The organism is Pontibaca methylaminivorans (genome assembly GCF_900156525.1).
Classification (GTDB): Bacteria; Pseudomonadota; Alphaproteobacteria; order Rhodobacterales; family Rhodobacteraceae; genus Pontibaca; species Pontibaca methylaminivorans.
On the sequence record NZ_FTPS01000001.1, the window covers coordinates 13793 to 34664 of the forward strand.

Genomic DNA, 20872 nt, shown 5'->3' on the forward strand with positions numbered 1-20872 from the left:
GCGACCATTGTCACAGCCGGATCCTGCGATAGAGCGTCAATAGTGCGTCAACCGCCATGGTCAGCGCCGCTGCGCTTGCGCCAAGGCTGACGGCCTCGCGGTGCTCATACCAATGCCCGATGAGCAGCAGCATGGCCTGACGGATGGCGGCCGGCACATCGGTGGGGACGCCATAGCCGGTGGTGAAGGTGATCGCTGCTGGCCGCCCGAACCCCGCCAGAGGCCGCAACAGCAGCCGCTGGTCCTGAAGCGCGATGTGGTAGTCGACATCCCCGCCCGCCGCGTCCGTGAACACGGCGCTGTCAATCTCGCTGTCCGGAAACGGCAGCAGGATCGGGCCGGTGACGGCATCGAGGTTCATCTGCCAGGATTGCGTGACCAGACTCCGACCGAGGATCCACGCCGGCCCGTCGAGCCAGGCGATAGCTGCGTCGACATAATGCTGGATCAGCATATCTTCGTCGTCATGATTGACGCGAACCTGCGTCTTGGCCTCTTCCAGCGTGATTGGCGGCGCCGCAGGCGCGATGATGCGGGTGAGCGTGAACATGGGCGTATTCCCTGATGCAGAGCGCGGGCGGCCCTCACCGCCCGCGGGATCATCGCGGGTCTGACCTCACGCCTGATCGGCCTGCGGGTTGATCTGGCCGTGGCCCTTGATCACCAGGGCGGCGATGGGCGTGCCGGTGGCATGGGTGCCGGAAAACGCCGCCAGCAGCTTGAGGTAGCGCCTGATACCGACATAGCCGAAGCGGTAAACGCCGGCGGTGGCATGGGCCTCGACCAGCGCCTTGACGATGCCACCTTCGCCAACAGCTGCGACACCCAGCAGATCATCCGCCGTGACCGCCTCATAGCTGCTGTCGTCATCGGAATGGGTCAGGGTGAACTCGATCTTGTCGGTGTCGCTGAAGGTGATGTCACCGGCACCAATGGCGAGGACGATCTCGGCGCCCTTGAAGCCGCGCAGGTCGATGGCCTCGGGGGTGTCGTCGTCGGTCAGCGTGGCGGCGTCGATGGCCGCGGCCACTGTGAGACCGGAATGCAGATCCTTCATCGGATCCTCCTGTGGGATGTGTATGGGAGGACGCGGGCGACGGTTGGCCGCCCGCGCGATCAGCCGGGCGCTCAGCTCGCCGCGATCTTCAGCAGCTTGATGGCTTCAAAATCCTGCATCCCGCCGCCGACCCGCTTGGTGGTGTAGAAATGCACATAGGGCTTGTTGGTGAAGGGATCGCGCAGCACCCGGATGCCGAAGCGGTCGACGATCAGATAGCCGCGCCGGAAATCCCCGAAGGCCAGCGGGAAGGCCCCGGCGGCGATATCGGGCATGGTGTCGTCATCGCTGATCGGATAGCCGAGCAGCGTCGCCGGCTGGCCGGCCTGAACGGGAGGCTGCCAGAGATAGTGCTCCTCGGTCTTCGACTTGAGCTTGCGGATCGTCGCCTGCAGCGAGCGGTTCATCAGGAAGCGCGCGTTCTGCCGGTAACCCTGCTTCAGCCCGTAGACGAGATTGATCAGGGCATCGACGCCATTATGACCGGCATCGGTGAGCACAGCGGCGACGCCCGAGGCCGTATAGCCGATCTTGCCCCAGGCGTAGGAAACGTTCGCCACCGTGTCATAGGCGAGGATGCCGCGGGGCCGGTTCACCCCGTCACCGGTGATGAAGGCGGTGGCCTCGGCCTCTGCCAAGGCGGTCGAGACCTCCTCGGCCAGCCAGGCGGCGATATCGACCCTTGCATCATCAAGCAATGTCTGGGTCGCGGCCGGATTGGCGTAGATTTCCATCGCCGGGAAAGCCAGTTCCGCGAGCGAAGGCGTGGCGGTCGCGGGACGCGCCTGACGCTCGCCAACCCAGCCGGCCGCCGCCCCGCCCTGATTGACCAGCTTCTTGTAGCTGCCGGCCGAGATCGAGATGACGCTGGCAATCGAGCGCATGGCCGAGACCGAACCCAGTACCCGGTCGATGGTCTGTTCCATCTGGTCGGGGACAACATAGCCGCCATCGGGATCGCTGTCGGTCCTGAGCGCCGCCTTCACCTCCAGCTCGCGCAGCCCGGCCTCGACGCCACGGCGGAAGAACTGGCTGAAAGCGCGGGCGTGTTCGTGAGCCTCGGGACTATCCGCCCGATCCGCGCTGCCGCCACCGCCCAGCTTGGTCGCGGCCAACATGGCATTGGTCTCGTCGAGGGTAGACTGCAGCCGGGTGATCTCGGCCTGGTGCTCATCCTTGACGGCGGCGAAGGCGCGGTTCAGATCGGCGAGGATGGCGTTGGCGTCGCTGGCTTCGGCGCGCACGCGTACGGCCCCGCGGATGCGGGGGGAATGTTGGATACCCATGGGGATCTCCTTATGAGCGGATGGTGTCGATGAGCTGCCTCAGGCTGCTCAGTTTGCCGCCAGCGTTCTGCGTGCCGGTGAGGTCTTTCAGAATCGCGCGCCTTGTGCTGCGTGGGATGCCTTGCTGGGCCAATGCCGCGTCGATGCGGCGGCGGGCCTGAATGTCGGGGCGGGACTGCGCCATCGTGCGTGGCTCGGCTTCGGCGCGCTGTCGGCTGTTGTTGCCCTCCGCGATACTGTCGGCCATCCCGGACTCTGGCCTGCCGCTGCGAGCCGCATAGATCTCGGTCAGCGCCGCATCAACTGTCTCGAAGAGGGCTGCGGCCTCTGCCATGTCATGGCAATTGCCGATCACCACGCCCTAGGCAGTGTGCAGCATCAGGAAACTGCCGGGACTCATGCGGATATCGTCGCCGGCCATGGCGATGATGGAGGCCGCCGATGCGGCAAGCCCCAGCACTTCGACCGTGACCGCGGCCGGATGGGTGCGCAGCAGGTTGTAGATGGCGATGCCCTCGAACATGTCACCGCCCGGCGAATTGATCTGCACGGTGACCGTTCGGACCGATCCGGCGCAAAGCCGCTGCGATCCGGCGCAGGCTGACGCCACCGCCCATGCCATTCTCGCCGATCACGTCAAAGATGGTGGTGCTGTCGTCCTCTGTGCAGCTGTTGCGGCCACGGGCATGGCAGCCCATCGGGCCAGCGCGTCCGAGGGCGCATCCGCCTGGAACGCCGCCAGGCGCGGAAAGACCGGCCCGGCCGGAAGATCACGCAGGCTCATTACTGCTCCTTTTGAGTTTGGACGGCGCGCAACCGAGCAGAAACCCCGGCAGCTTCTTGCCGGTATTATGACTTCAGGCGCTTGTGATGGCGGATCAGCGGCATTTCCGCGTTATCTGTTCGACTAGGAGCACGACGGAGCAAACCCATGCGCATTTTCCAGAAACTGGCCGTGTTGGCCGTGACTGCCGCCTCTGTGGTCGCTGTTCCGGCCTGGGCAGACCCGGGTCGGGGCAAAGGCCATAATCGTGACCACTTCCGGGTCAGCCAGGCAAGACATTGCCCGCCGGGGCTGGCGAAGAAGAACACGCCCTGTGTTCCTCCCGGCCAGGCCAGGAAATACGATGATCGCCGGAACTATGATCGTCACCGGGATTACGACCGTCGCAGGGATTATGATCGCCACCGGGACTATGTCCGCTACGGGGTTCGGATTGGCGATATCCTGCGGATTGACGATTACCCGGTCATCCGTGATCCTCGCAGGCTCAACCTCGAGACGCGGGACAATTGGCGCTATTTCCGCGATAACCATCGCGCCTATCGCGTCGATCGCGACACTCAGAAGATCCTCTCAGTCATCAACCTGATCGACGCCTTTACGAACTGAGGCACCACCGGCTAAGCGCCGATTCCGACATCACGCGTCGGGGTCAGAAGACGCGCCCGACATCGTCGGCCTCATCTTCCGCTTCCCCGACCGCTGCTGTCATGTTCGGCAGCAGATAATAGACGTCGCCACAATCACAGGGGTTCTGGTCCTAAAGCACGCGGATCTCGTTAAGGCTCTAAGAGCCCCATTGCAGGCCCTTCACATAGGCCTCCCAGCGGGCCTTGATGTCGCCCTTGACCAGGGCCGCGCGGTTGAAGCGAGCATAGAGCAGATCATCCGCGCCGATCAGGTCGCGGTCGATCGCCTCCTCCCACATCGTCAGATGGTTCTCAAGCGCATAGGCGACAAAGCAGATCAATGGCTGCTCGATCCCGACACCATCCAGGCGTTTCCGGGCGATGCTGCGACACGAATCAGGCAGCTGTCCCGAATGTTCCGCTGGTGATCCACCGTTCCGCCGCCCGGCGAGCGATCTCGGCCCGCTGGGTGCAGCCGACACGCCGTCCGAGCCGCGGCCGTTGACCGAGGCGCTGATGAACGCCCTATTTCAGCGCGTCGAGTGCGAGCGCCTGCTTCAATGCCAGTCGCGCTGGGCGGGTGCGTCACCAGCGGTGCCGCCCAGCGCGGGACGCATATTCCGACAGAAGCTCTGGAGAATCCGCATCCGACCAGGTAAGAAGCCGTCTAGCCCGTAGCCTGTCTGTGCAGCCGGGGTAGCAGTGAAAGGCCACGTTATGTCCACGAACCCGGCATCCTTGCTTGAACTGGAGCATGTGTCGCGTCATTTCGATGGCCGGGCCGTTCTGAATGACATCTCGCTGACCATCCCGCCGGGAATGATCACCTGCCTGCTGGGGCAGTCGGGCTGCGGCAAATCAACACTTCTGCGGATCATTTCTGGTGTCGATCGTCCCGATCCCGGCGGGCGGATCCTGATCGACGGGACCGAGGTTGTGGGACCGGGCCGCTTCGTCGAACCCGAGGATCGCCAGATTGGCTTCATGTTCCAAGACTATGCACTGTTTCCCCATCTCAGCGTGGCGGACAATCTTACTTTCGGGTTGCGCCACCTGCCGCGCGCCGCGCGCCGCGAACGGGTGGGCGACGTGGCCGAGCGCATCGGCATCGAACATCTTCTGGACCGTTATCCCCATTCTCTGTCCGGCGGTGAACAGCAGCGCGTGGCACTGGCACGGGCGCTTGCGCCGCAACCGGCAATCCTGTTGATGGACGAGCCGTTCTCGAACTTGGATCAGGGGTTGCGCGAAAAGGTGCGCCGCGAAACCGTCGAGACGCTGCGCCGCATGGGCACCACCGCCATCATCGTGACCCATGATCCACAAGAGGCGCTTGCGGTAGGCGACCTGATCGTGCTGATGCGCGATGGCCGGATCGAGCAGGCGGGATCCCCCATCGATATCTATGACTGTCCCTGTTCGGTCTATGCCGCCGAATTCATGGGGCCGTGCAACCGTCTAACCGGTATCTGGACGGAGGGCCGGATCGAGACGCCAATCGGCACCTTTCCAGCCAACCTGGACCTGCCGGACGGAACGCTGGCGCTTGCTTGTATCCGCCCACAAGCGCTGTCCATTGGCCCGGACGGCCAAGGAATTTCCGCCCGAGTCATCGACAAGACCTTTACCGGCGAAAGCGAACAGATTGGCATCATGATCCATCCGCTGGCCCAGCCGTTGCGGATGCACTCGCACGTACGCATTCCGATGGCCGTAGGAGAAAAAGTCAGCCTGCAACTGAACGGCGCTCAGGTGCATGTCTTTTCTGAACAACCCCTGGCAGACAAGCTCGACACAGATAGTTGATGAAAATAGTAGACTACGCATTGGGATCGACGTAAAAGCGTCTGAATGATTTCAGTCGTGTTGGAGGGGCCATATGAAACTTGCACCGATTGCGCTTCTTGCCGCCCTAGTCGCTGGCGGGGCACATGCCCAGGAACTGAACCTCTATACCTCGCGGGAGCCGGGCTTGGTCGAGCCGCTGCTGACGGCCTTTACCGATTTGACCGGGATCAAGGTTAACACGGTCTTTCTGAAGGACGGGATGGCGGAACGTATTGCATCGGAGGGTGAAAGCTCGCCCGCCGATCTGCTGATGGCGGTCGATGCGGGCAACATGGCCGATCTGGTCGACAAGGGCCTGACCCAGCCGGTGGAATCTATGAGGCTGACGTCATCCGTACCGGAAAATCTGCGCGATCCGGACAATCAGTGGTTTGCGCTGTCGATGCGCGCCCGCGTCGTCTATGCTAACAAGGATTTAGATATCGACGCCATCACCTATGAGGAACTGGCCGATCCGAAATGGAAAGGCCGCGTCTGCCTCCGTTCGGGCCAGCACCCCTATAACACGGCGCTGTTTTCGGCCTTCCTGTCGCATCACGACGCAACCCAGACCGAGGAATGGTTGACCGGTCTCAAGGCCAATCTGGCCCGAAAGGCAGGCGGCGGCGACCGCGACGGAGCAAAGGATATCTTGGGCGGCATCTGCGACATCGCCGTCGCCAATTCTTATTATGTCGGCCTGATGCGGTCGAGCCAGGGTGACGCTGCCCAGCGCGCCTGGGGCGATGCGATCAAGGTGATCCTGCCGACCTTTGAGGACGGCGGCACGCATGTGAATATCAGCGGCGCAGCTGTGGCCAAGCATGCCCCCAACCGTGACCAGGCCGTGCAATTGCTGGAATTCCTGGTGTCGGACGAGGCACAAAAAATCTATGCCGAGGCGAATTACGAATATCCCGTCAATCCGGGCGCTCCCGTCGATCCGATCATCGCCTCCTTTGGCGAGCTGAAGGTCGATCAGGTGCCTCTGACGGAAATCGTCAAGAACCGCAAGGAAGCCAGCGAACTGGTCGATCGTGTCGGATTCGACAACTGAAACAGGCGCCGGAGATTTGCCGCGCCGCGACCCGGCAGCCGTGCTGATCTTCTCGGCCCTCCGCCTGCGCGGAGGGTCTTGGATATTGGCCAGCCTGCTGATCGCAGCTCTTGTGCTGGTACCGATTCTTGCACTTGGCTGGCAGGCGGCCCAGGGATCCGCAGGATTGTGGAGCCATCTGGCCCGCCATGTTCTGCCGTATGCGCTGTCGCAGACGACCATGCTGATGATCGGGGTCGGGTTGCTGACGGCGGTGATCGGCACGCTAGTCGCCTGGCTGGTGACGGCTTATGATTTTCCGGGGCGGCGGGTGCTGGAATGGGCGCTGCTGCTGCCGTTGGCGGTGCCGACCTATATCGTCGCCTACGCCTATCTGGACATGCTGCATCCGCTGGGGCCCTTCCAGTCGGTGGTACGCGCGATCCTGGGATTTGACAGCCCGCGTGATTTCCGCCTGCCCGACATCCGATCAATGACCGGGGCGATTCTGCTGCTTAGCTTGGTCCTTTATCCCTATGTCTATCTGCCTGTGCGGGCCATGTTCATGACCCAGGCCGCCAATCTGGTCGAAGTCGCGCAGACCCTTGGCACCCGGCGCCGCCTGATCTTGTGGCGCGTGGCCCTACCGCTGGCCCGCCCCGCCATTGCCATCGGCGTCAGTCTGGCGCTGATGGAGACGCTGAACGACATCGGCGCATCAGAATTCTTGGGCGTCCGGTCGCTGACGATCTCGGTCTATACGACTTGGGTCACGCGCTCGGATCTGGCGGGCGCGGCGCAGATCTCACTGGCGATGCTGCTATTGGTCATCGCGCTGATTTCATTGGAACGCTGGGCGCGGCGCAAGCAGCGATATTCTGTCAGCGCGCAGCGTGCCCGCAGCCTTGCACGCCAACCGCTGACCGGGGGCGTCCGCTGGGGTGCGCTGTGGGTCTGCCTGATGCCGGTTCTGCTGGGGTTCATACTGCCCGCGACTTTTCTGGCCGCCGAAGCATGGAAACGGTTCCGCTTTGCTGGGCTGTCAGACCGAATTCTGGCCGAGGCCGCGAATACCTTCATCCTGTCCGCACTTGCGACGGTTGCCGTTCTGGTCTGCGGCCTTGTCGTCGCCTATACTGCGCGGATCTTTCCGCAGCGCGGTATGCAGATCATTCACAGGGTCGCCTCGCTGGGCTATGCGATGCCCGGCACGATCCTGGCGCTTGGCATACTGATCGCTGCCGGCGGGCTGGACCGCTGGATCGGCCGCACTACCAAGTCGCTGTTTGAGTTTGACCCCGGGCTTGTTCTGATCGGGTCGGGGCTGGCTTTGGGCTATGCATATCTGGCGCGCTTCCTGGCCATCTCGATCGGCGCAGTCGAGGCCGGGCTGATCCGAATTCCACGCAGCTATGACCAGTCCGCGCGCACACTGGGCCAAGGAGTCACCGGCACGCTGCGCCATGTGCATCTGCCATTGTCGAAGACGGCCCTTGCTGCTGCAGGGCTGCTGGTCTTTGTCGATTGCATGAAGGAACTGTCCGCGACTCTGCTGCTACGTCCGCTGAATTTCGAGACGCTGTCGACCCATCTTTACGGAGAGGCCGCGCGCGGCACCTATGAGGAAGCGGCCCTTGCTGCCCTGGCTATCGTTCTGGTCGGGATCCTTCCGGTGATCCTGCTCGCCCGCGTCGGTACGAAGAACGCCCCGTCCTAAGGGACAAAACCAACGGAGGGGATGGGCCTGAATACCTACAACCTCCGCGAGGCACAGATCCTGATTGAGCAATGGAAGATGCACTGCAACACGAAACGACCACTCAGCGCATTGGGCTATCGCCCGCCGGCGCCAGAAACTATCGTTCCGATGGACCAGAGGCCGATCATACACTAACTTTTAAAATGGACCACTCAGGTGGGGCTGATCACTACTGCGTTTCCTGCGATGAGGAAGAAATGGGCCGTCTCGAATGCGACCGGATGTTCCTCGCTGTCATCGAGACCGGCAGCTTCACCGGCGCCGCAGACAAGCTGGGCACACGGTCCGGGCAGACGTCGAAGCTGATCTCGCACCTGGAGACCGAGCTGGGGGTGCGGCTGCTCAACCGGACCACGCGATCCGTCGCGCCGACGGAGGCTGGTCGCGCCTATTACGATCGGCTGAAGCCGCTTGTCGATGAACTCGACACGCTCGACCTCGATATCCGAAACATCTCTCAGTCCCCGCGCGGCCGACTTCGGCTGACGGCGCCCCTGACCTTCGGGACCCTCGAACTGGCTCCCGCACTCAACGCCTTCGCCGGGCTCTATCCGGACATCGAAATCGACGTCAGTTTCTCCGACCGGGTCGTCAATGTCGTTGACGAGGGATTCGATCTTGCCGTCCGCGTCGGGCGGCCCGGCGATTCCAGCCTGATTCTCCGCAGGCTCTGCGCCGTGCGCATCGTCGTCGTCGGCGCGCCCGCCTATCTCGAGGAACGCGGTGCACCAGAGGCACCATCGGATCTGGCGCGGCATTCATGCATCATCGACACCAACTTCCGCGAGCCGAACCGGTGGCCGTTTAAGGGCGAAACCGGCGAGGTCGAGATGGCGAGCGTCGATGGCCGCATCCGCTATTCGAACGCCGAGGCCTGCGTCCAGGCCGCAGAACTTGGACTCGGGCTCGCCTGCGTGCCCGCCTTCGTAGCGGGGGAGGCACTGCGTTCGGGCAGGCTGATCCGGTTACTGGCGTCGTTCGAGCCCGATCCCTACGACGTGCACGTCCTCTATCCGCACAGCCGTCATCTCGCGGCCAAGGTGCGCCTGCTGGTCGACTTCCTCTCCGACCGGTACAGGCAGACGCCGCATTGGGAGAAAGGCTGGTAGCAATTACTCCCCATTTGGAAGCAATCATCTTCCCCATGCCCGGATTATCGTCTCTTGGGCCGGAGTCTATGTTCTCCGCATGACGAACGAACTGGCGCTCAGCCGAACGCCAGATGTCAGAAGGAGAACGAACATGAGCATCTCGATCATTGGCGCCGGCAACATGGCGAAGGGCCTCGCGACCCGCTTCGCGAGCGCCGGCCATTCCGTCACGCTCGCCAGCCGTGACAAGGCAAAGGCTGAAGCTGCGGCTCGGGATGTCGGCAACGGCGTGTCGTCCGCACCCCTCGCGTCGGCTGCGCAATCGGGGGACATCGTCGTCTTGGCTGTGCCCTATGATACCGCGGGCGACGTCATAGAGGCGGCCGGCGGCTTCGCAGGCAAGATCGTTATCGACATCACCAATCCCATGAAGGCGGACTTCTCAGGCCTCAGCATCGGTCACACGACGAGCGCTGCCGAAGAAATCCAGAAGCGCGCACCGCAGGCGAAGGTCGTGAAGGCCTTCAACACGATCTTTGCGCAGGTCCTGCAGAACGGCGGTCAGGTCGCCGGCCGGCCCGCAACGGTCTTCGTTGCCGGAGACGACAAGGCCGCGCGGGCCGCAGTCATCGACCTGGCGCGGAGCGCCGGCTTCGAGACGCTGGAGACCGGGGCGCTTGTCACCGCCCGCTACCTCGAGCCCACCGCCGCGCTGAACATCACGCTCGGCTACGGCCTCGGCCACGGCACCGACATCGCCCCCACCTGGCAGCGCGCTGCCTGAGCTCCCTCGATTCAAGGAACATGACCATGACCTATGCAACCGCTTCCACCACCGATCGGCCGTCGCTTGTCGACGGCGTCACCAACGCCAATCTTGCCGCGACGATCCTGCGCGTCTCGTTGGGTATCCTCTTCCTTGCCCATGCCGGGTTGAAGCTCTTCGTCTTCACGCCGGCCGGCACAGTGGGTTATTTCGCCAGTCTCGGCCTGCCCGGACCGCTCGCCTATCTCGTCATCGCGGCGGAGCTCTTCGGCGGTATTGCCCTGATCCTCGGCGCCTACACCCGCTGGGTGTCGCTGGCGCTGGTGCCGATCCTGCCATGACTACGGCTACCGAATACTTCGACATGACCGCCGCGCCGCTCCGGATCGGAACCGTGCGGCTCAAGGTGCGCGACCTGGATGCGGTCTCCGCCTTCTACCAGTCCGTGCTGGGGCTCAGCCCGGTCGAGACCGATGAGCATCGCGTCACGCTCGGCACCGGCGGCACGCCGCTGCTGGAGCTCGTGGGCGATCCAAGCCTCGACGCGCTCGACCCACGGCAGGCCGGCCTCTTTCACACTGCTTTCCTGATGCCGACCCGCGCCGACCTCGGTCGCTGGGTCGCTCATGTAGCCGCGGCGCGCGTGCCGCTTCAAGGCGCATCCGACCACATCGTCAGCGAGGCGCTCTACCTCGCCGATCCCGAGGGCAACGGAATCGAGGTCTATGCCGACCGCCCCGTGTCACGCTGGCACGGTGCAGACGGCGAGATCACGATGAGCACCGATCCGCTGGACGTGCAGGACCTGCTGCAAAGCGCCAAAGGCACCGAATGGTCGGGCTTCCCCGAGGGCGGCAGCGTGGGCCATGTCCACCTGCAGGTGGGCGATACGGCCGAGGCTGATCGCTTCTACCGCGACGTGCTCGACCTCGATATCGCCGCAAGCTATCCCGGCGCCAGCTTCTACGGCAGCGGCGGCTATCATCACCAGTTCGCCGGCAACGTCTGGAATAGCCGTCGCGCCGGCAAACGCCCCGCGGGCATGGCGGGCCTCGATGCCGTCGAAATCGTGGTCCGGGATGCCGAGGACATCACGTCCATCGCCGCGCGCGCCGATGGCGCCGGTGTTGCCAGCACCAGGAACGCGGATGGTCTGACCCTGCACGACCCCTGGGGCACTGCCATCATGCTGAGGAACTGAGGAGACGATCATGCTTGTGAACGGAAAATGGGTGGCCGACTGGCAACCCGTCCAGGCCAAGGACGAGAAAGGCGGCTTCGTCCGCCAGACCTCGAGCTTTCGCAACTGGGTGACGCCCGATGGTAGCGCCGGGCCAACCGGGGAAGGCGGCTTCGATGCCGAGTCGGGTCGCTATCATCTCTATGTCGCGCTGATCTGCCCCTGGGCCTCGCGCACACTGATCGGCCGCAAGCTGAAGGGGCTGGAGGACGTGATCTCGGTCTCCATCGTCGAGCCGGAGCTGTCGGAGCAGGGCTGGCGGTTCGGCGCGGACGGCGATTCTGTCCAAGGCACCAGCTTCCTGCATGAGATCTACACCCGCGCGGATCCCACCATCTCGGGACGGGCCACGGTGCCGGTGCTGTGGGACAAGAAGCGCGGCACCATCGTGAACAACGAATCCGCCGACATCCTGCGGATGATGAATTCGGGCTTCGGCGACCTTGCGAACGACAGCCTTGACCTCTACCCGGCCGACCTCCGCGAGGAGATCGACACCCTCAACGCCCGCATCTATCCGGCGCTGAACAACGGCGTCTACCGCGCGGGCTTCGCCACCACTCAAGAAGCCTACGAGGAAGCCTTCCACGGCGTCTTCGCGATGCTCGACGACCTCGAGGGGCGTCTCGGAGACGGCCGCGATTATCTGATGGGGAAGCAGTTCACGGAAGCGGACGTGCGTCTCTTCGTGACGCTGGTGCGCTTTGACGTGGCCTATCACGGCCTCTTCAAATGCAACCTGCGCCGCATCGCGGACTATCCCGCCTTAAGTGCCTACCAATCCCGGATTCTCGCGATCCCCGGCGTGCGTGAGACGGTCAGCATCAACCACATCAAGCGCGGCTACTACTCGATCAAGGCGCTGAACCCGACCGGGATCGTGCCGGTGGGTCCCGCACTGCCGACGGCGCTCGCGGCCTGAAGCTCGTGCTGTCCGACTTCTAGACATAAGCACGTTGTATGGGCGTGCCGGAGTGGCCCCGATCTCGACACGCCCCGAAAAGAACGCAACTGCGTGCGCGGCCAGCGCGGCCGGTGAAAACTCAAGCCGGCCTGTTGGGCTCCGAGCGGGTTTGCCGCCATCCCCCCGCTGCGCTCTATCCGGCCCACCGTCGGGTGTCTCCCGCGGTCCCCGCGCCTGTGTGGTCCGGGTCTCCATCGTCTGCTATCGCCTTAATCAGTCCGAGGGGCGGGGCTTGACATCAGCGGGCGTGACGACGGGCATTGACTTTGCCCAGGCACTTGTGGCCGCGGATCATGGCGCGGCCCTCCCCATTTTGTTTTCCTGCGCGGGGCCCTGATCCGCACCGGCATCAGTGCGCTGATTGGCGGCACGGGCGAGTTGATCTACCAGTTTAACCAGTTCATCCGGAGCGCTGGCGGGTTCAGTATCGCGCTCGAGCTGATGGGCAATGTGGCCAAGGCGGTCTGGGACGGCGTCAATGCAACGGCCGGCTCTTTCGTCGACGATTTCCGCGCGCTGCGGTCAGACATGGACGCAATCTGGCTGCGGCTGATGGCCTTCGCCGCCCGCACAATCACTACGAGCTTGCTGAGCAGTTGCACGACGGGCATCTCTGAGCCGGTCGTTCGCGCGATTTGTCCGCCGGCCTAAGGGTGTTGCCGCGAGCTTCAGGCACGGTCGACTGATAAGCTTATGCTGCTACCGGAGCCCTCGGTAGTCAGGGTCGAGACCAGCGCCGCCTGGATCGGGCGAGCCATCATGGTCTCGGAGATGCCGAGTTCGTTGCGGACATGCGATCCAAGCGCGTCGCGTTCGGTCAACTGGTGCGCCACCTTTTCCGCCAGGTTGCGGTCAAGGCCGCGTTCGACATAGATCAGGGTCAGTTCCTCAAGCTCGACTTCGGGGGTTTCCGCCAATTCACGGGTCTCGCGCGCGAGGTCCGCCTTTTCAGCATCATCTTGGGAGCTGAGCGAGACATATTCGCCCGCCGCCATGGACATCGCCCCGGCTACGAGCCCAGCCAGCCCTGCGATGAGAATCTCGGGCTTGCCAGAGCCTGAGCGGTTTGCCGGCGGGACATATGCAATGATCTCCGACATGATGAGATCCAGCGCAGTAGAGTGCAGGACCCGCGTTGACGCAAGCCGTCGTCAACAATGAAATTACGGCCGTGCACCAGTCCGTTCTGTCTTTCGCAGTCGGCTTGCCGCGCATAAAGCCCGCGAGCAGCGCGATGACGGTTCGGTCCACCGGCCGACGCAGAGGCCCATCGCGAAATCTCCGGACATGGTCGAGGAGGTCGTGACCGGAGCGTATATTCTGATCATGCGCCGGATCATTCACGGAAGGCGCGCTGATACGGGAAATCGCCCTTTTCCAGATAGGCTTCCTCCTCTGGCGTCGATCTGCGGCCAAGGATGGCGTTGCGGTGCGGGTGGCGGCCAAAGCTGGCGATGATGCGGCGCACCTGCTCCGCTTGATCGACGAGCGAGGCATAGAGCGGCCGCAACGGCGCCGGCGCGCGGGCGGCGATGTCCTTGCGCAGGGCAATCAGCCGGTCGATGCGGGCCAGATGGTCCGGCCCCTCGGCATGGCCCAGGGGCTGGGTGAAGCCAATCTGGAACCACGGCAGGCCAAGGGCCGCCCAGTCTCCGTTGTCCAACCCCGCCAGCGCCTGCGCCAGTGCCGCCGGGTCTTGCGCATATGCAAGCGCGCTCCCCCGCCACAGCGAGCGCGGGAACTGGTCCAGAACCACGATCAGCGCCAGCCGGCCCTCTTGCGTCCCGGCCCAGTGATCGAGGTCCCCCGCCGCGCCGCGTTCGGTCAGCGGGCCAAAGCGCGCCGCAATCGTACCGTCCGCGCCGCCATGCATCCGCCAGCGCCAGTGCTCGGCATGGCGGTCAGGGTCGATATCCAGCGCGCGGCCCTCGGGGAACCAGAAATCCAGAACCTCGCCGATCTGTCTGGCATCATTGCTATCGGTCATGTCATCCCCCATGAAAACGCCCCCGTGCCATGGGCACGGGAGCGGATTTGCCGTGGCGGTGCAAGCGCCTAGGCCGTCGCGGGCATCGATGCCTGCGCAGCCCGGCGTCCGCCGGGGCCGCGTGGGACGCGCAGCAGGCGCATGGCGTTGGCGATCACCACTAGCACCGAAAGCTGATGGATCAACATGCCCTCGGCCATATGCACATCGCCGTTGAACACGCCAAACAGCAGCCCGGCCACGGTCAGCAGCGCGATGACGAGATTCTGGCGCATATTGCGCAGCGTCGCGCGGGAAATCGCCATGGCCTCGGGCAGTTTCTCCAGATCGTCGGCCATCAGGGCGATATCGGCGGTCTCGATCGCCACGTCGGACCCCGCCGCCCCCATGGCGATGCTGGTATCGGCGGCCGCCAGTGCGGGGGCGTCGTTAATGCCGTCACCGATCATGGCGACATGGCGGCCCTCGGCCTGAAACCGGCGGATCAGGTCCAGCTTGTCCTCGGGCAGCAGGCCGGCATGAACCTCGTCGATGCCGATTTCGGTGGCGATGGCGCGGGCGGCCTGCGGCTGATCGCCGGTCAGCATGGCGATGCGGCTGACCCCGATGTCGCGCAGCCGGGCGATTGCGCCCTTGGCCGAGGGGCGGGGCTGGTCGGAAAGCCCGAAGATGCCCGCGATCTGCCCGTCCAACGCCACGATGATCGGCGTGCGCCCGCGCCCGAGAACCCCGGCCAGCGCGGCCTCGGCCTCGGGGTCGAACGCGATGCCCAGCTTGTCGAACAACCGCCGGTTGCCGGCCGCGACCTGCCGGCCTTGATGGTTGACCATCAGGCCCATGCCGGCCACTTCCTCGACCGCCTCGGGGGCCGGAATGTCACCCTCAGCACGGCCAGCGGCGACGATGGGCCGGCCCAAGGGGTGATCCGAGCCGGATTCGGCGATGGCGGTCCAATGCAGCAGTTCGGCGCGGTCCACACCGGCCAGCGGCAGCACCTCGACGAGGCTCGGGCGGCCCTCGGTGAGCGTCCCGGTCTTGTCCAGCGCCAGCATGTCGATGCGACCCGCGCTTTCCAGATGCTGTCCGCCCTTGATCAGAATGCCCGACCGCGCCGCCCGCCCGATACCGGCGACGATGGAGACCGGGGTCGAGATCACCAGCGCGCCGGGGCAGGCCACGACCAGCAGCGTCAGCGCCAGCCGAATATCCTGCGTCATCGCCCAGGCACCAAGTGCCAGCACCATGATGCCGGGCGTATACCATTGCGCGAAACGCTCGATCATGCGCTGGCTGGGGGCGCGCTCCTCCTGCGCCTCTTCGACGCGGCGGATGATACGGGCCAGCGTGGTGTCCGCACCAATGCCCGTGGCGCGGATATGCAGCACCCCGTTCTCAGTGATGGTGCCGGCATGGACATGGGAACCGGGGGCCTTTTCGGCCGGAATCGGCTCACCCGTGATGGCCGCCTCGGAAACAGCGGCATTGCCAAAGGTCACCTCGCCATCAACGGGGATGCGGTTTCCGGCGCGCACCAGCACGATCTCATTCGGCTGGACGGCACTGGCGGCGATCTCGACCGGCTGGCCGTCGCGGATCACGGTGGCGACCTCGGGCGCGGCCTTCAGCAGATCGGCCAGCGCGCCACGGGTCTGGCGCAAGGTGCGGGCCTCAAGCCAGGCGCCGAAGCTGAACAGGAAGGTGACGGCGGCGGATTCCCAATATTCGCCGATGAACAGTGCGCCGATAGCCGCAACGGTCACCAGCAACTCGATCGAGAAATGGCGAATGCGCAGCGCGTGGAACGCCCGCCAGGCGATGTCAGAACCGGCAACAAAGGCCGCCGCCAGCATTGATGCCGCCCAGAGCCCGCGCAGGCCGAACCCGTAAAGGGCGATCAGGCCAAGCACGATCAGCGCGCCACTGATGATCGTCAGCCATTTGCGCCGGCTGGTCGGCTGGCGAAGAGTTGTCAGGATGGGGGTCAACATGCGGGCCTCCTCTCGTTGAAGGCCCGACCGCGCGGGGCAGGCGCGGCCGGGCAGGATGTGATGGATCAGAAAGCAGCGGGGCGGGCCTCGTAGCCGGTGGATCTCACCGCCGAGACAAGGGCCTCGACCGGGGCGGATGCGGGGTCATGCTCGACCTCGATGCGGCCGGTGTTGAAATGCACCTTGGCGGCGGTCACGCCGGGAGTTGCCGCCAACGCCTTCTCGATCTTGGTGACGCAGGAGGGGCAGGAGAATTCGTCGCTGCGCAGGATAGTCTTGGTCATGGCTGGTTCCTTTCCATTGGTTCGCCGGATGGCGGTCATTGCTCCTTCCTTCAAGATATGCTGTCTTTTCAGGATCAGGATTGGCAATCCAAGCAAGGAACTATTGCATGAATGCACAGTCGCAGGATTGGGACGATCTGCGGTTGTTTCTGGCCGTGGCGCGGGCGGGATCGCTTTCAGGGGCGGCGCGCAGCCTTGGCGTTACTCATTCCACCGTCTTTCGCCGCATCGGCGCGTTCGAGGCGCGGTTGCGGGTGCGGCTGTTCGACCGGCTGCCCGGTGGCTATGCTCTGACCCAGGCTGGCGAGGAGATGCGCGATTCCGTCATCCGCATCGAGGAAGAAATCACCGCGCTGGCGCTGAAGGTTACCGGTCAGGACCAGCGGCCCACTGGGACGATCCGCATCACCACGACCGACCTGCTGGCGGTGGGTGTGCTGCCCCGCCATGTCGCCGCCTTCCGCGCCGAATGGCCCGAGATCGAGATCGAGGTGGTGGTGGCGGATACGGTGCTGGACCTGACTCGGCGCGAGGCGGACGTGGCCCTGCGCATCGGCAATCCGGGACAGGAGACGCTGATCGGGCGGCGGGTCGGGCGGTTGGTCTTTGCCGCCTATGGTGCGGCGGACCGGCCGCTGGGCGATCCTGCCGAGGGTGACTGGATCGGCTATGGCTCTGCGCATGGCCCGCTCAGCCGCAATCTGGCCCGCTGGTGGCCGGATGCGCGACAGGTTTACCGGACAAACTCGATCATCGCCGCCCATGCCGGTGCGAAGGCGGGGATCGGACTTGCCGCCTTGCCTTGCGTGATCGCCGATTGCGACTCCAGCCTGATCCGCGCCGCCGCGCTGCCCGAGGACTTCATGCTGGACCTGTGGTTGCTGATTCACGAGGATCTGCGCCAAACTGCGCGTATCCGCCTGTTTCTGGACTTCATGGCAACGGCCCTGGCGGCCGATGCCGACCTGCTGGAGGGGCGCTGCCCGTGCAAGACAAGGCCGGCGCAGGCGTGACGCCCGCGCCGGCCCATGCCTGCGCCCGTGGCGTCAGTCGATCATCTGCCAGCCCGGGTGCTCGAAATGCTCGCCATAGGCATTCAATGCCTGAACGATGCTGACGGCGCCGTGTTCGACCTCACCCGCCTCCAGCGCAGAGACGCCATTCATCACCTCGCCAAGGACGATGTGGAACTGCTCATCCACCTCGGGCTCCAGCACGCAGTTCTCGACCATGAAATCGACCTGCTTCTGGACATCGGCGGCCATGGTGGCGCTGGCCTCTGCCGGCAGGCTGCCGGCGTGGATCGCGTCCAGATTGGCGGTCATGGTGTCGTGGATCGCGTTCATCCCCGTCAGCATGTTCTGGTCGCCTTGCCACTTGGCGCCGTCGTTCAGCGTCATCTCTACCGAGGACGCGCCATGATCGTGCGAGGCGGCTTGCGCAAGGGCAAGCCCCGGCGAGGTCAAGGCAAGTGTCACGGCAAGGGCGGTAAGCGTCTGGAGGGTTTTCATCGTTATCTCCTGTGTTGGTCTGGTATGATCCGAGGCGCGAGGGATGAACGCCACGGAACATGTGATGAAGATAGAATGTCCGCTTGCGCACAGGAATTCATCAAACCCGCAAGGGAGCTTTGCGCAAACGAACAGGTTCTCAGGCAAACTCGAAGTGCTCGTAGCGGACCCGGCGCGGACTCTGGCCGAGACGGGCAATGCCACCAAGCAGCGTGCGCCGCAGCCCGGCAGGACCGCAGAACCATAGATCGCCGCTGCCTGGCGCGAACAGCGCCGAGCGGATTAGGTGTTCAGCCGTCAGCCGACCATCGCGCGCTATCGCTACAAACTCGAAGCTGAAATGCGGGTTGCACGCGGCGGCGGCTTGCAAGACCACCAGCGCGATCGCGCCCTCGGAGCGGCGGGTGCAGTAGACAAAGTGGATATGGTGGGGAACTTCCGCGCGGAGGCTGTCGGCCTAGGCCAGGAAAGGCGCGTTGCCGACGCTGCCCGCCACCCACAACTGTCAGGCGCCACCCTTGCGGAAATCGAAGCGGTAATAGGTCTGCTCGACGACTCCGATCCGCCTGTTTGCATCAAGGCGCGACAGACCTTGACCTATCAAAACCTCAACCTGCCGCAACTTCGACACAATCTCGTCCGGCCTCACCCGCTTGTTTGCCATTCTCGATTATCCGTTTCCGAATCATAACGGCGGACCACTCAAGTGGGGGAGGAGCACGGGGAGTATCTCAAATGCCGGTTCTCCTGCATCTATTTCATTATGCTTTTTGGGGATGTAGCCAAGTGAAACGATAGTTTTCGGGGAGAGACAACGGTCGCCTGCGGCTGCATGGAACCGGGAACAAAAGGAGACTGGCAGGGGGCACTCCGGTCCCGCGCCACCTCGCGCCTCGCTGCCATCCGGATTGCTGGTGCTCATTACTGCTCGACTCAGCAAAGGAGCAGAATATGAGCGAGATCAAACTGAAGTGGCCCACCGGGGTGCCAGTTTTCATTCGACGTGCGGGAGCGGCTGTACACCGCGTCCTGGAGTGCCGCCCGACCTTTTGCACCGTCTGGAGCAGGGAGTTTGTGGCATGAGCAAAGCAAGGAAACTGACCGAGGCATTGGGCGGCAAATGGCACACCAACTATGGAACCGCACCGTGCCCTGTCTGCCAGGCTGAACGCCGCAAGGACCAGACAGCACTGACACTGCGCGATGGCCACAACAGGCTCCTCGCAAACTGCAAGAAATCGGACTGCGACTTTATCGAAATCCTCGAGGCGGCCGGGGTCCCCCTAAAACGGAGCGGCTATAACGCAGCACCAAGATCGGTTCAGGAGCAGGTACCCCAAAGCGAACTGGAAAAATCCATCGCAGCCAAGAAGCTGTGGACCAAGAGCATACCGATCACCGGTACGCCGGTCGAGACCTATCTGCGCGACAGCCGAAAGATCTCGGCTCAATTGCCGGACACTCTGCGCTTCTGTTCGAATGCTTGGCATGGCCCCAGTCGCCAGCACTTGCCGGCGATGGTCGCGCGGATTGATTGCAGCTCGAGGTTTGCGGTGATCCGGACCTATCTCGAGCCCGACGGATCGGGCAAGATGGCGTTCCCCGGGGGGCAGCAGAAGATGATGCTCGGGCCATCCGCCGGTGGGCATGTCCTCTTGAGGTCCGGCTCCGGTCTCCTTGTCGTTGCTGAAGGCATCGAGACGGGACTTTCGCTCGCCAGTAGCCTCGTCGAACGCGACGCAACCATCTGGGCAACGCTCACCGCGGCCAACATGAAAGCCGTGCGACTTCCAGAGCCCCCGGGCCGCCTGATCATTGCAACCGACGGCGACGCGGCCGGCCGAGCAGCAGGACATGGGCTTTCATCTCGCGCCATCGGCCTCGGATGGGTCGTTGAAATGAAGCCGGCGCCAGACGGCATGGACTGGAACGATGTCCTGACCTTGAGGGAGCGGGCTCGGCAGAGTGCAAAAAGGAACCCCCACCATGAGCTATGAAACCGTGGATCGGGCGTTGGGTTGCGAAGGCTTGCTGCCGACAACCAAACTCGTTCTGGCCATGACGGCGAAATTCCGGAACACGAAGACCGGGAAATGCCACCCCAGTCAGGCGACCCTGGCGCGCGCCTGCGGGATCTCGGTCTCGACGCTCAATCGGCATCTTCGTGTCCTCGAGCAGCGCGGTCTCATCAAACGGAAGCGACGCTACAATGTCCGCACCGGCGCCACCCTTTCGACACAATACAGCTTCCCGGATCAGCCGGTTTCGACGAGGGCGGAGCACGAAACATGACGATCTCGTGCTTCACCCCTGTCGCAGCAGCGACAGCCCTCCATGGCATCTCCGACAATATCCCCGTGTTACTCATGAGAAACAAACCAGGAAGGGAACCAGGAAAAGAACCAGACCGTGAAAAAGAAAACACTCTGAAGGCAAAGGAGCCGACACGGCATCGGGCCTTTCGGGCTGCGCGGCAGGCTTGCATCCCATCACAAGACGACGTGCTTGGAAAGGGCAGCAAACACACCAGCCTCGCCACGTGCAGCAGCGGCGGCCACCATCATGCCTTTTTCTTTCACGGAATTCTGCTCGCGCATGAAAGGCCATACGGTCTCACGATGATCGGAACGGACGGAACCTGCCTGTTCTACCCCCTCCCTCGC

25 protein-coding genes and 2 pseudogenes are annotated in these 20872 nt (G+C 63.9%); 15 read left to right on the forward strand and 12 right to left on the reverse strand.

Annotated features, from left to right (window positions below; translation table 11 throughout):
- Positions 1-10 precede the first annotated feature (10 nt).
- From B0B01_RS00110 to B0B01_RS13320, 5 genes are all read right to left on the reverse strand, one after another.
- Entirely contained in the window at positions 11-550 is a 540-nt protein-coding gene (locus tag B0B01_RS00110; protein WP_076646152.1) for a head-tail connector protein, read from the reverse strand.
- Between the two features lie 66 nt (positions 551-616).
- Positions 617-1057 carry a hypothetical protein gene (locus B0B01_RS00115; RefSeq protein ID WP_076646154.1) on the reverse strand — a complete coding sequence of 147 codons (441 nt, stop codon included), beginning with the start codon at positions 1055-1057 and terminating at the stop codon, positions 617-619.
- Between the two features lie 71 nt (positions 1058-1128).
- Entirely contained in the window at positions 1129-2343 is a 1215-nt protein-coding gene (locus B0B01_RS00120; RefSeq protein WP_076646156.1) for a phage major capsid protein, read from the reverse strand.
- 10 nt (positions 2344-2353) lie between these two features.
- Complete coding sequence (locus tag B0B01_RS13220; RefSeq protein WP_200805386.1) at positions 2354-2677, reverse strand: hypothetical protein; 324 nt, start codon at positions 2675-2677, stop codon at positions 2354-2356.
- Positions 2678-2704: 27 nt separating this feature from the next.
- Positions 2705-2866 carry an ATP-dependent Clp protease proteolytic subunit gene (locus B0B01_RS13320; RefSeq protein ID WP_234967662.1) on the reverse strand — a complete coding sequence of 54 codons (162 nt, stop codon included), beginning with the start codon at positions 2864-2866 and terminating at the stop codon, positions 2705-2707.
- On the opposite strand from B0B01_RS13320, the gene B0B01_RS13325 reads away from it, so the two are divergent.
- Both B0B01_RS13325 and B0B01_RS00130 read left to right on the forward strand, forming a co-directional pair.
- Entirely contained in the window at positions 2847-3254 is a 408-nt protein-coding gene (locus tag B0B01_RS13325; protein ID WP_234967663.1) for a hypothetical protein, read from the forward strand. The genes B0B01_RS13320 and B0B01_RS13325 overlap by 20 nt on opposite strands.
- 20 nt (positions 3255-3274) lie before the next feature.
- Positions 3275-3736 (forward strand): hypothetical protein, encoded by a 462-nt coding sequence (locus B0B01_RS00130; protein ID WP_076646158.1) that lies wholly within the window; start codon positions 3275-3277, stop codon positions 3734-3736.
- 178 nt (positions 3737-3914) lie between these two features.
- Here B0B01_RS00130 and B0B01_RS13530 read toward each other — a convergent pair whose 3' ends face one another.
- The gene (locus B0B01_RS13530) at positions 3915-4238 is read right to left on the reverse strand and encodes a phage portal protein (protein ID WP_327082977.1); all 324 of its coding nucleotides are present in this window, start codon (positions 4236-4238) and stop codon (positions 3915-3917) included.
- A 235-nt stretch (positions 4239-4473) separates the two neighbouring features.
- Between B0B01_RS13530 and B0B01_RS00140 the strand changes: the two genes are divergently transcribed.
- The 10 genes and pseudogenes from B0B01_RS00140 (at position 4474) to B0B01_RS00185 (ending at position 13090) form a co-directional block, all read left to right on the forward strand.
- Positions 4474-5562, forward strand: coding sequence for an ABC transporter ATP-binding protein (locus B0B01_RS00140; RefSeq protein WP_076646160.1), 1089 nt, complete (start codon positions 4474-4476; stop codon positions 5560-5562).
- Positions 5563-5635: 73 nt separating this feature from the next.
- Positions 5636-6640: a Fe(3+) ABC transporter substrate-binding protein gene (locus tag B0B01_RS00145; protein ID WP_076646162.1), complete on the forward strand. Its 1005-nt coding sequence runs from the start codon at positions 5636-5638 to the stop codon at positions 6638-6640.
- Positions 6621-8336, forward strand: a complete 1716-nt coding sequence (locus B0B01_RS00150; RefSeq protein WP_234967664.1) for an ABC transporter permease — start codon at positions 6621-6623, stop codon at positions 8334-8336. The genes B0B01_RS00145 and B0B01_RS00150 overlap by 20 nt, the downstream gene beginning before the upstream one ends.
- Before the next feature lie 36 nt (positions 8337-8372).
- Positions 8373-8513: pseudogene (locus B0B01_RS12955) on the forward strand (integrase core domain-containing protein); the annotation flags it as partial.
- Positions 8514-8575: 62 nt separating this feature from the next.
- Entirely contained in the window at positions 8576-9487 is a 912-nt protein-coding gene (locus B0B01_RS00160) for a LysR family transcriptional regulator (protein WP_076646164.1), read from the forward strand.
- 133 nt (positions 9488-9620) lie between these two features.
- Entirely contained in the window at positions 9621-10253 is a 633-nt protein-coding gene (locus tag B0B01_RS00165) for an NADPH-dependent F420 reductase (RefSeq protein ID WP_234967665.1), read from the forward strand.
- A 26-nt stretch (positions 10254-10279) separates the two neighbouring features.
- Positions 10280-10576 carry a DoxX family protein gene (locus B0B01_RS00170; RefSeq protein ID WP_143732983.1) on the forward strand — a complete coding sequence of 99 codons (297 nt, stop codon included), beginning with the start codon at positions 10280-10282 and terminating at the stop codon, positions 10574-10576.
- Positions 10573-11436, forward strand: a complete 864-nt coding sequence (locus tag B0B01_RS00175) for a VOC family protein (protein WP_076646168.1) — start codon at positions 10573-10575, stop codon at positions 11434-11436. Before B0B01_RS00170 ends, B0B01_RS00175 begins: the two co-directional genes overlap by 4 nt.
- A 10-nt stretch (positions 11437-11446) precedes the next feature.
- Complete coding sequence (locus B0B01_RS00180) at positions 11447-12397, forward strand: glutathione S-transferase family protein (protein ID WP_076646170.1); 951 nt, start codon at positions 11447-11449, stop codon at positions 12395-12397.
- A gap of 420 nt (positions 12398-12817) precedes the next feature.
- The gene (locus B0B01_RS00185) at positions 12818-13090 is read left to right on the forward strand and encodes a hypothetical protein (RefSeq protein WP_076646172.1); all 273 of its coding nucleotides are present in this window, start codon (positions 12818-12820) and stop codon (positions 13088-13090) included.
- A gap of 65 nt (positions 13091-13155) precedes the next feature.
- Here the strand turns inward: B0B01_RS00185 and B0B01_RS00190 are convergent.
- The 4 genes and pseudogenes from B0B01_RS00190 to B0B01_RS00205 all read right to left on the reverse strand — a co-directional run.
- A pseudogene (locus B0B01_RS00190) lies at positions 13156-13500 on the reverse strand (VIT1/CCC1 transporter family protein); the annotation flags it as partial.
- A gap of 275 nt (positions 13501-13775) precedes the next feature.
- The gene (locus B0B01_RS00195; RefSeq protein ID WP_234967666.1) at positions 13776-14426 is read right to left on the reverse strand and encodes a DUF924 family protein; all 651 of its coding nucleotides are present in this window, start codon (positions 14424-14426) and stop codon (positions 13776-13778) included.
- Positions 14427-14494: 68 nt separating this feature from the next.
- On the reverse strand, positions 14495-16414 hold the full coding sequence (locus tag B0B01_RS00200) for a heavy metal translocating P-type ATPase (RefSeq protein WP_076646176.1): 1920 nt from the start codon (positions 16412-16414) through the stop codon (positions 14495-14497).
- Positions 16415-16479: 65 nt separating this feature from the next.
- A complete protein-coding gene (locus tag B0B01_RS00205; protein ID WP_076646178.1) occupies positions 16480-16698 on the reverse strand; it encodes a heavy-metal-associated domain-containing protein in 219 nt (72 codons plus the stop codon).
- Positions 16699-16805: 107 nt separating this feature from the next.
- Between B0B01_RS00205 and B0B01_RS00210 the strand changes: the two genes are divergently transcribed.
- Entirely contained in the window at positions 16806-17711 is a 906-nt protein-coding gene (locus tag B0B01_RS00210) for a LysR family transcriptional regulator (RefSeq protein WP_076646180.1), read from the forward strand.
- A 33-nt stretch (positions 17712-17744) separates the two neighbouring features.
- On the opposite strand, the gene B0B01_RS00215 is transcribed toward B0B01_RS00210, so the two are convergent.
- Both B0B01_RS00215 and B0B01_RS13330 read right to left on the reverse strand, forming a co-directional pair.
- Positions 17745-18209: a hypothetical protein gene (locus tag B0B01_RS00215; protein WP_076646182.1), complete on the reverse strand. Its 465-nt coding sequence runs from the start codon at positions 18207-18209 to the stop codon at positions 17745-17747.
- Positions 18210-18714: 505 nt separating this feature from the next.
- Positions 18715-18873 carry a transposase gene (locus tag B0B01_RS13330; protein ID WP_076646184.1) on the reverse strand — a complete coding sequence of 53 codons (159 nt, stop codon included), beginning with the start codon at positions 18871-18873 and terminating at the stop codon, positions 18715-18717.
- Between the two features lie 415 nt (positions 18874-19288).
- On the opposite strand from B0B01_RS13330, the gene B0B01_RS00225 reads away from it, so the two are divergent.
- Both B0B01_RS00225 and B0B01_RS00230 read left to right on the forward strand, forming a co-directional pair.
- Entirely contained in the window at positions 19289-20206 is a 918-nt protein-coding gene (locus B0B01_RS00225; protein WP_076646186.1) for a DUF7146 domain-containing protein, read from the forward strand.
- Positions 20196-20501: a helix-turn-helix domain-containing protein gene (locus B0B01_RS00230; RefSeq protein WP_076646188.1), complete on the forward strand. Its 306-nt coding sequence runs from the start codon at positions 20196-20198 to the stop codon at positions 20499-20501. Before B0B01_RS00225 ends, B0B01_RS00230 begins: the two co-directional genes overlap by 11 nt.
- The last annotated feature ends 371 nt before the right edge of the window (positions 20502-20872 follow it).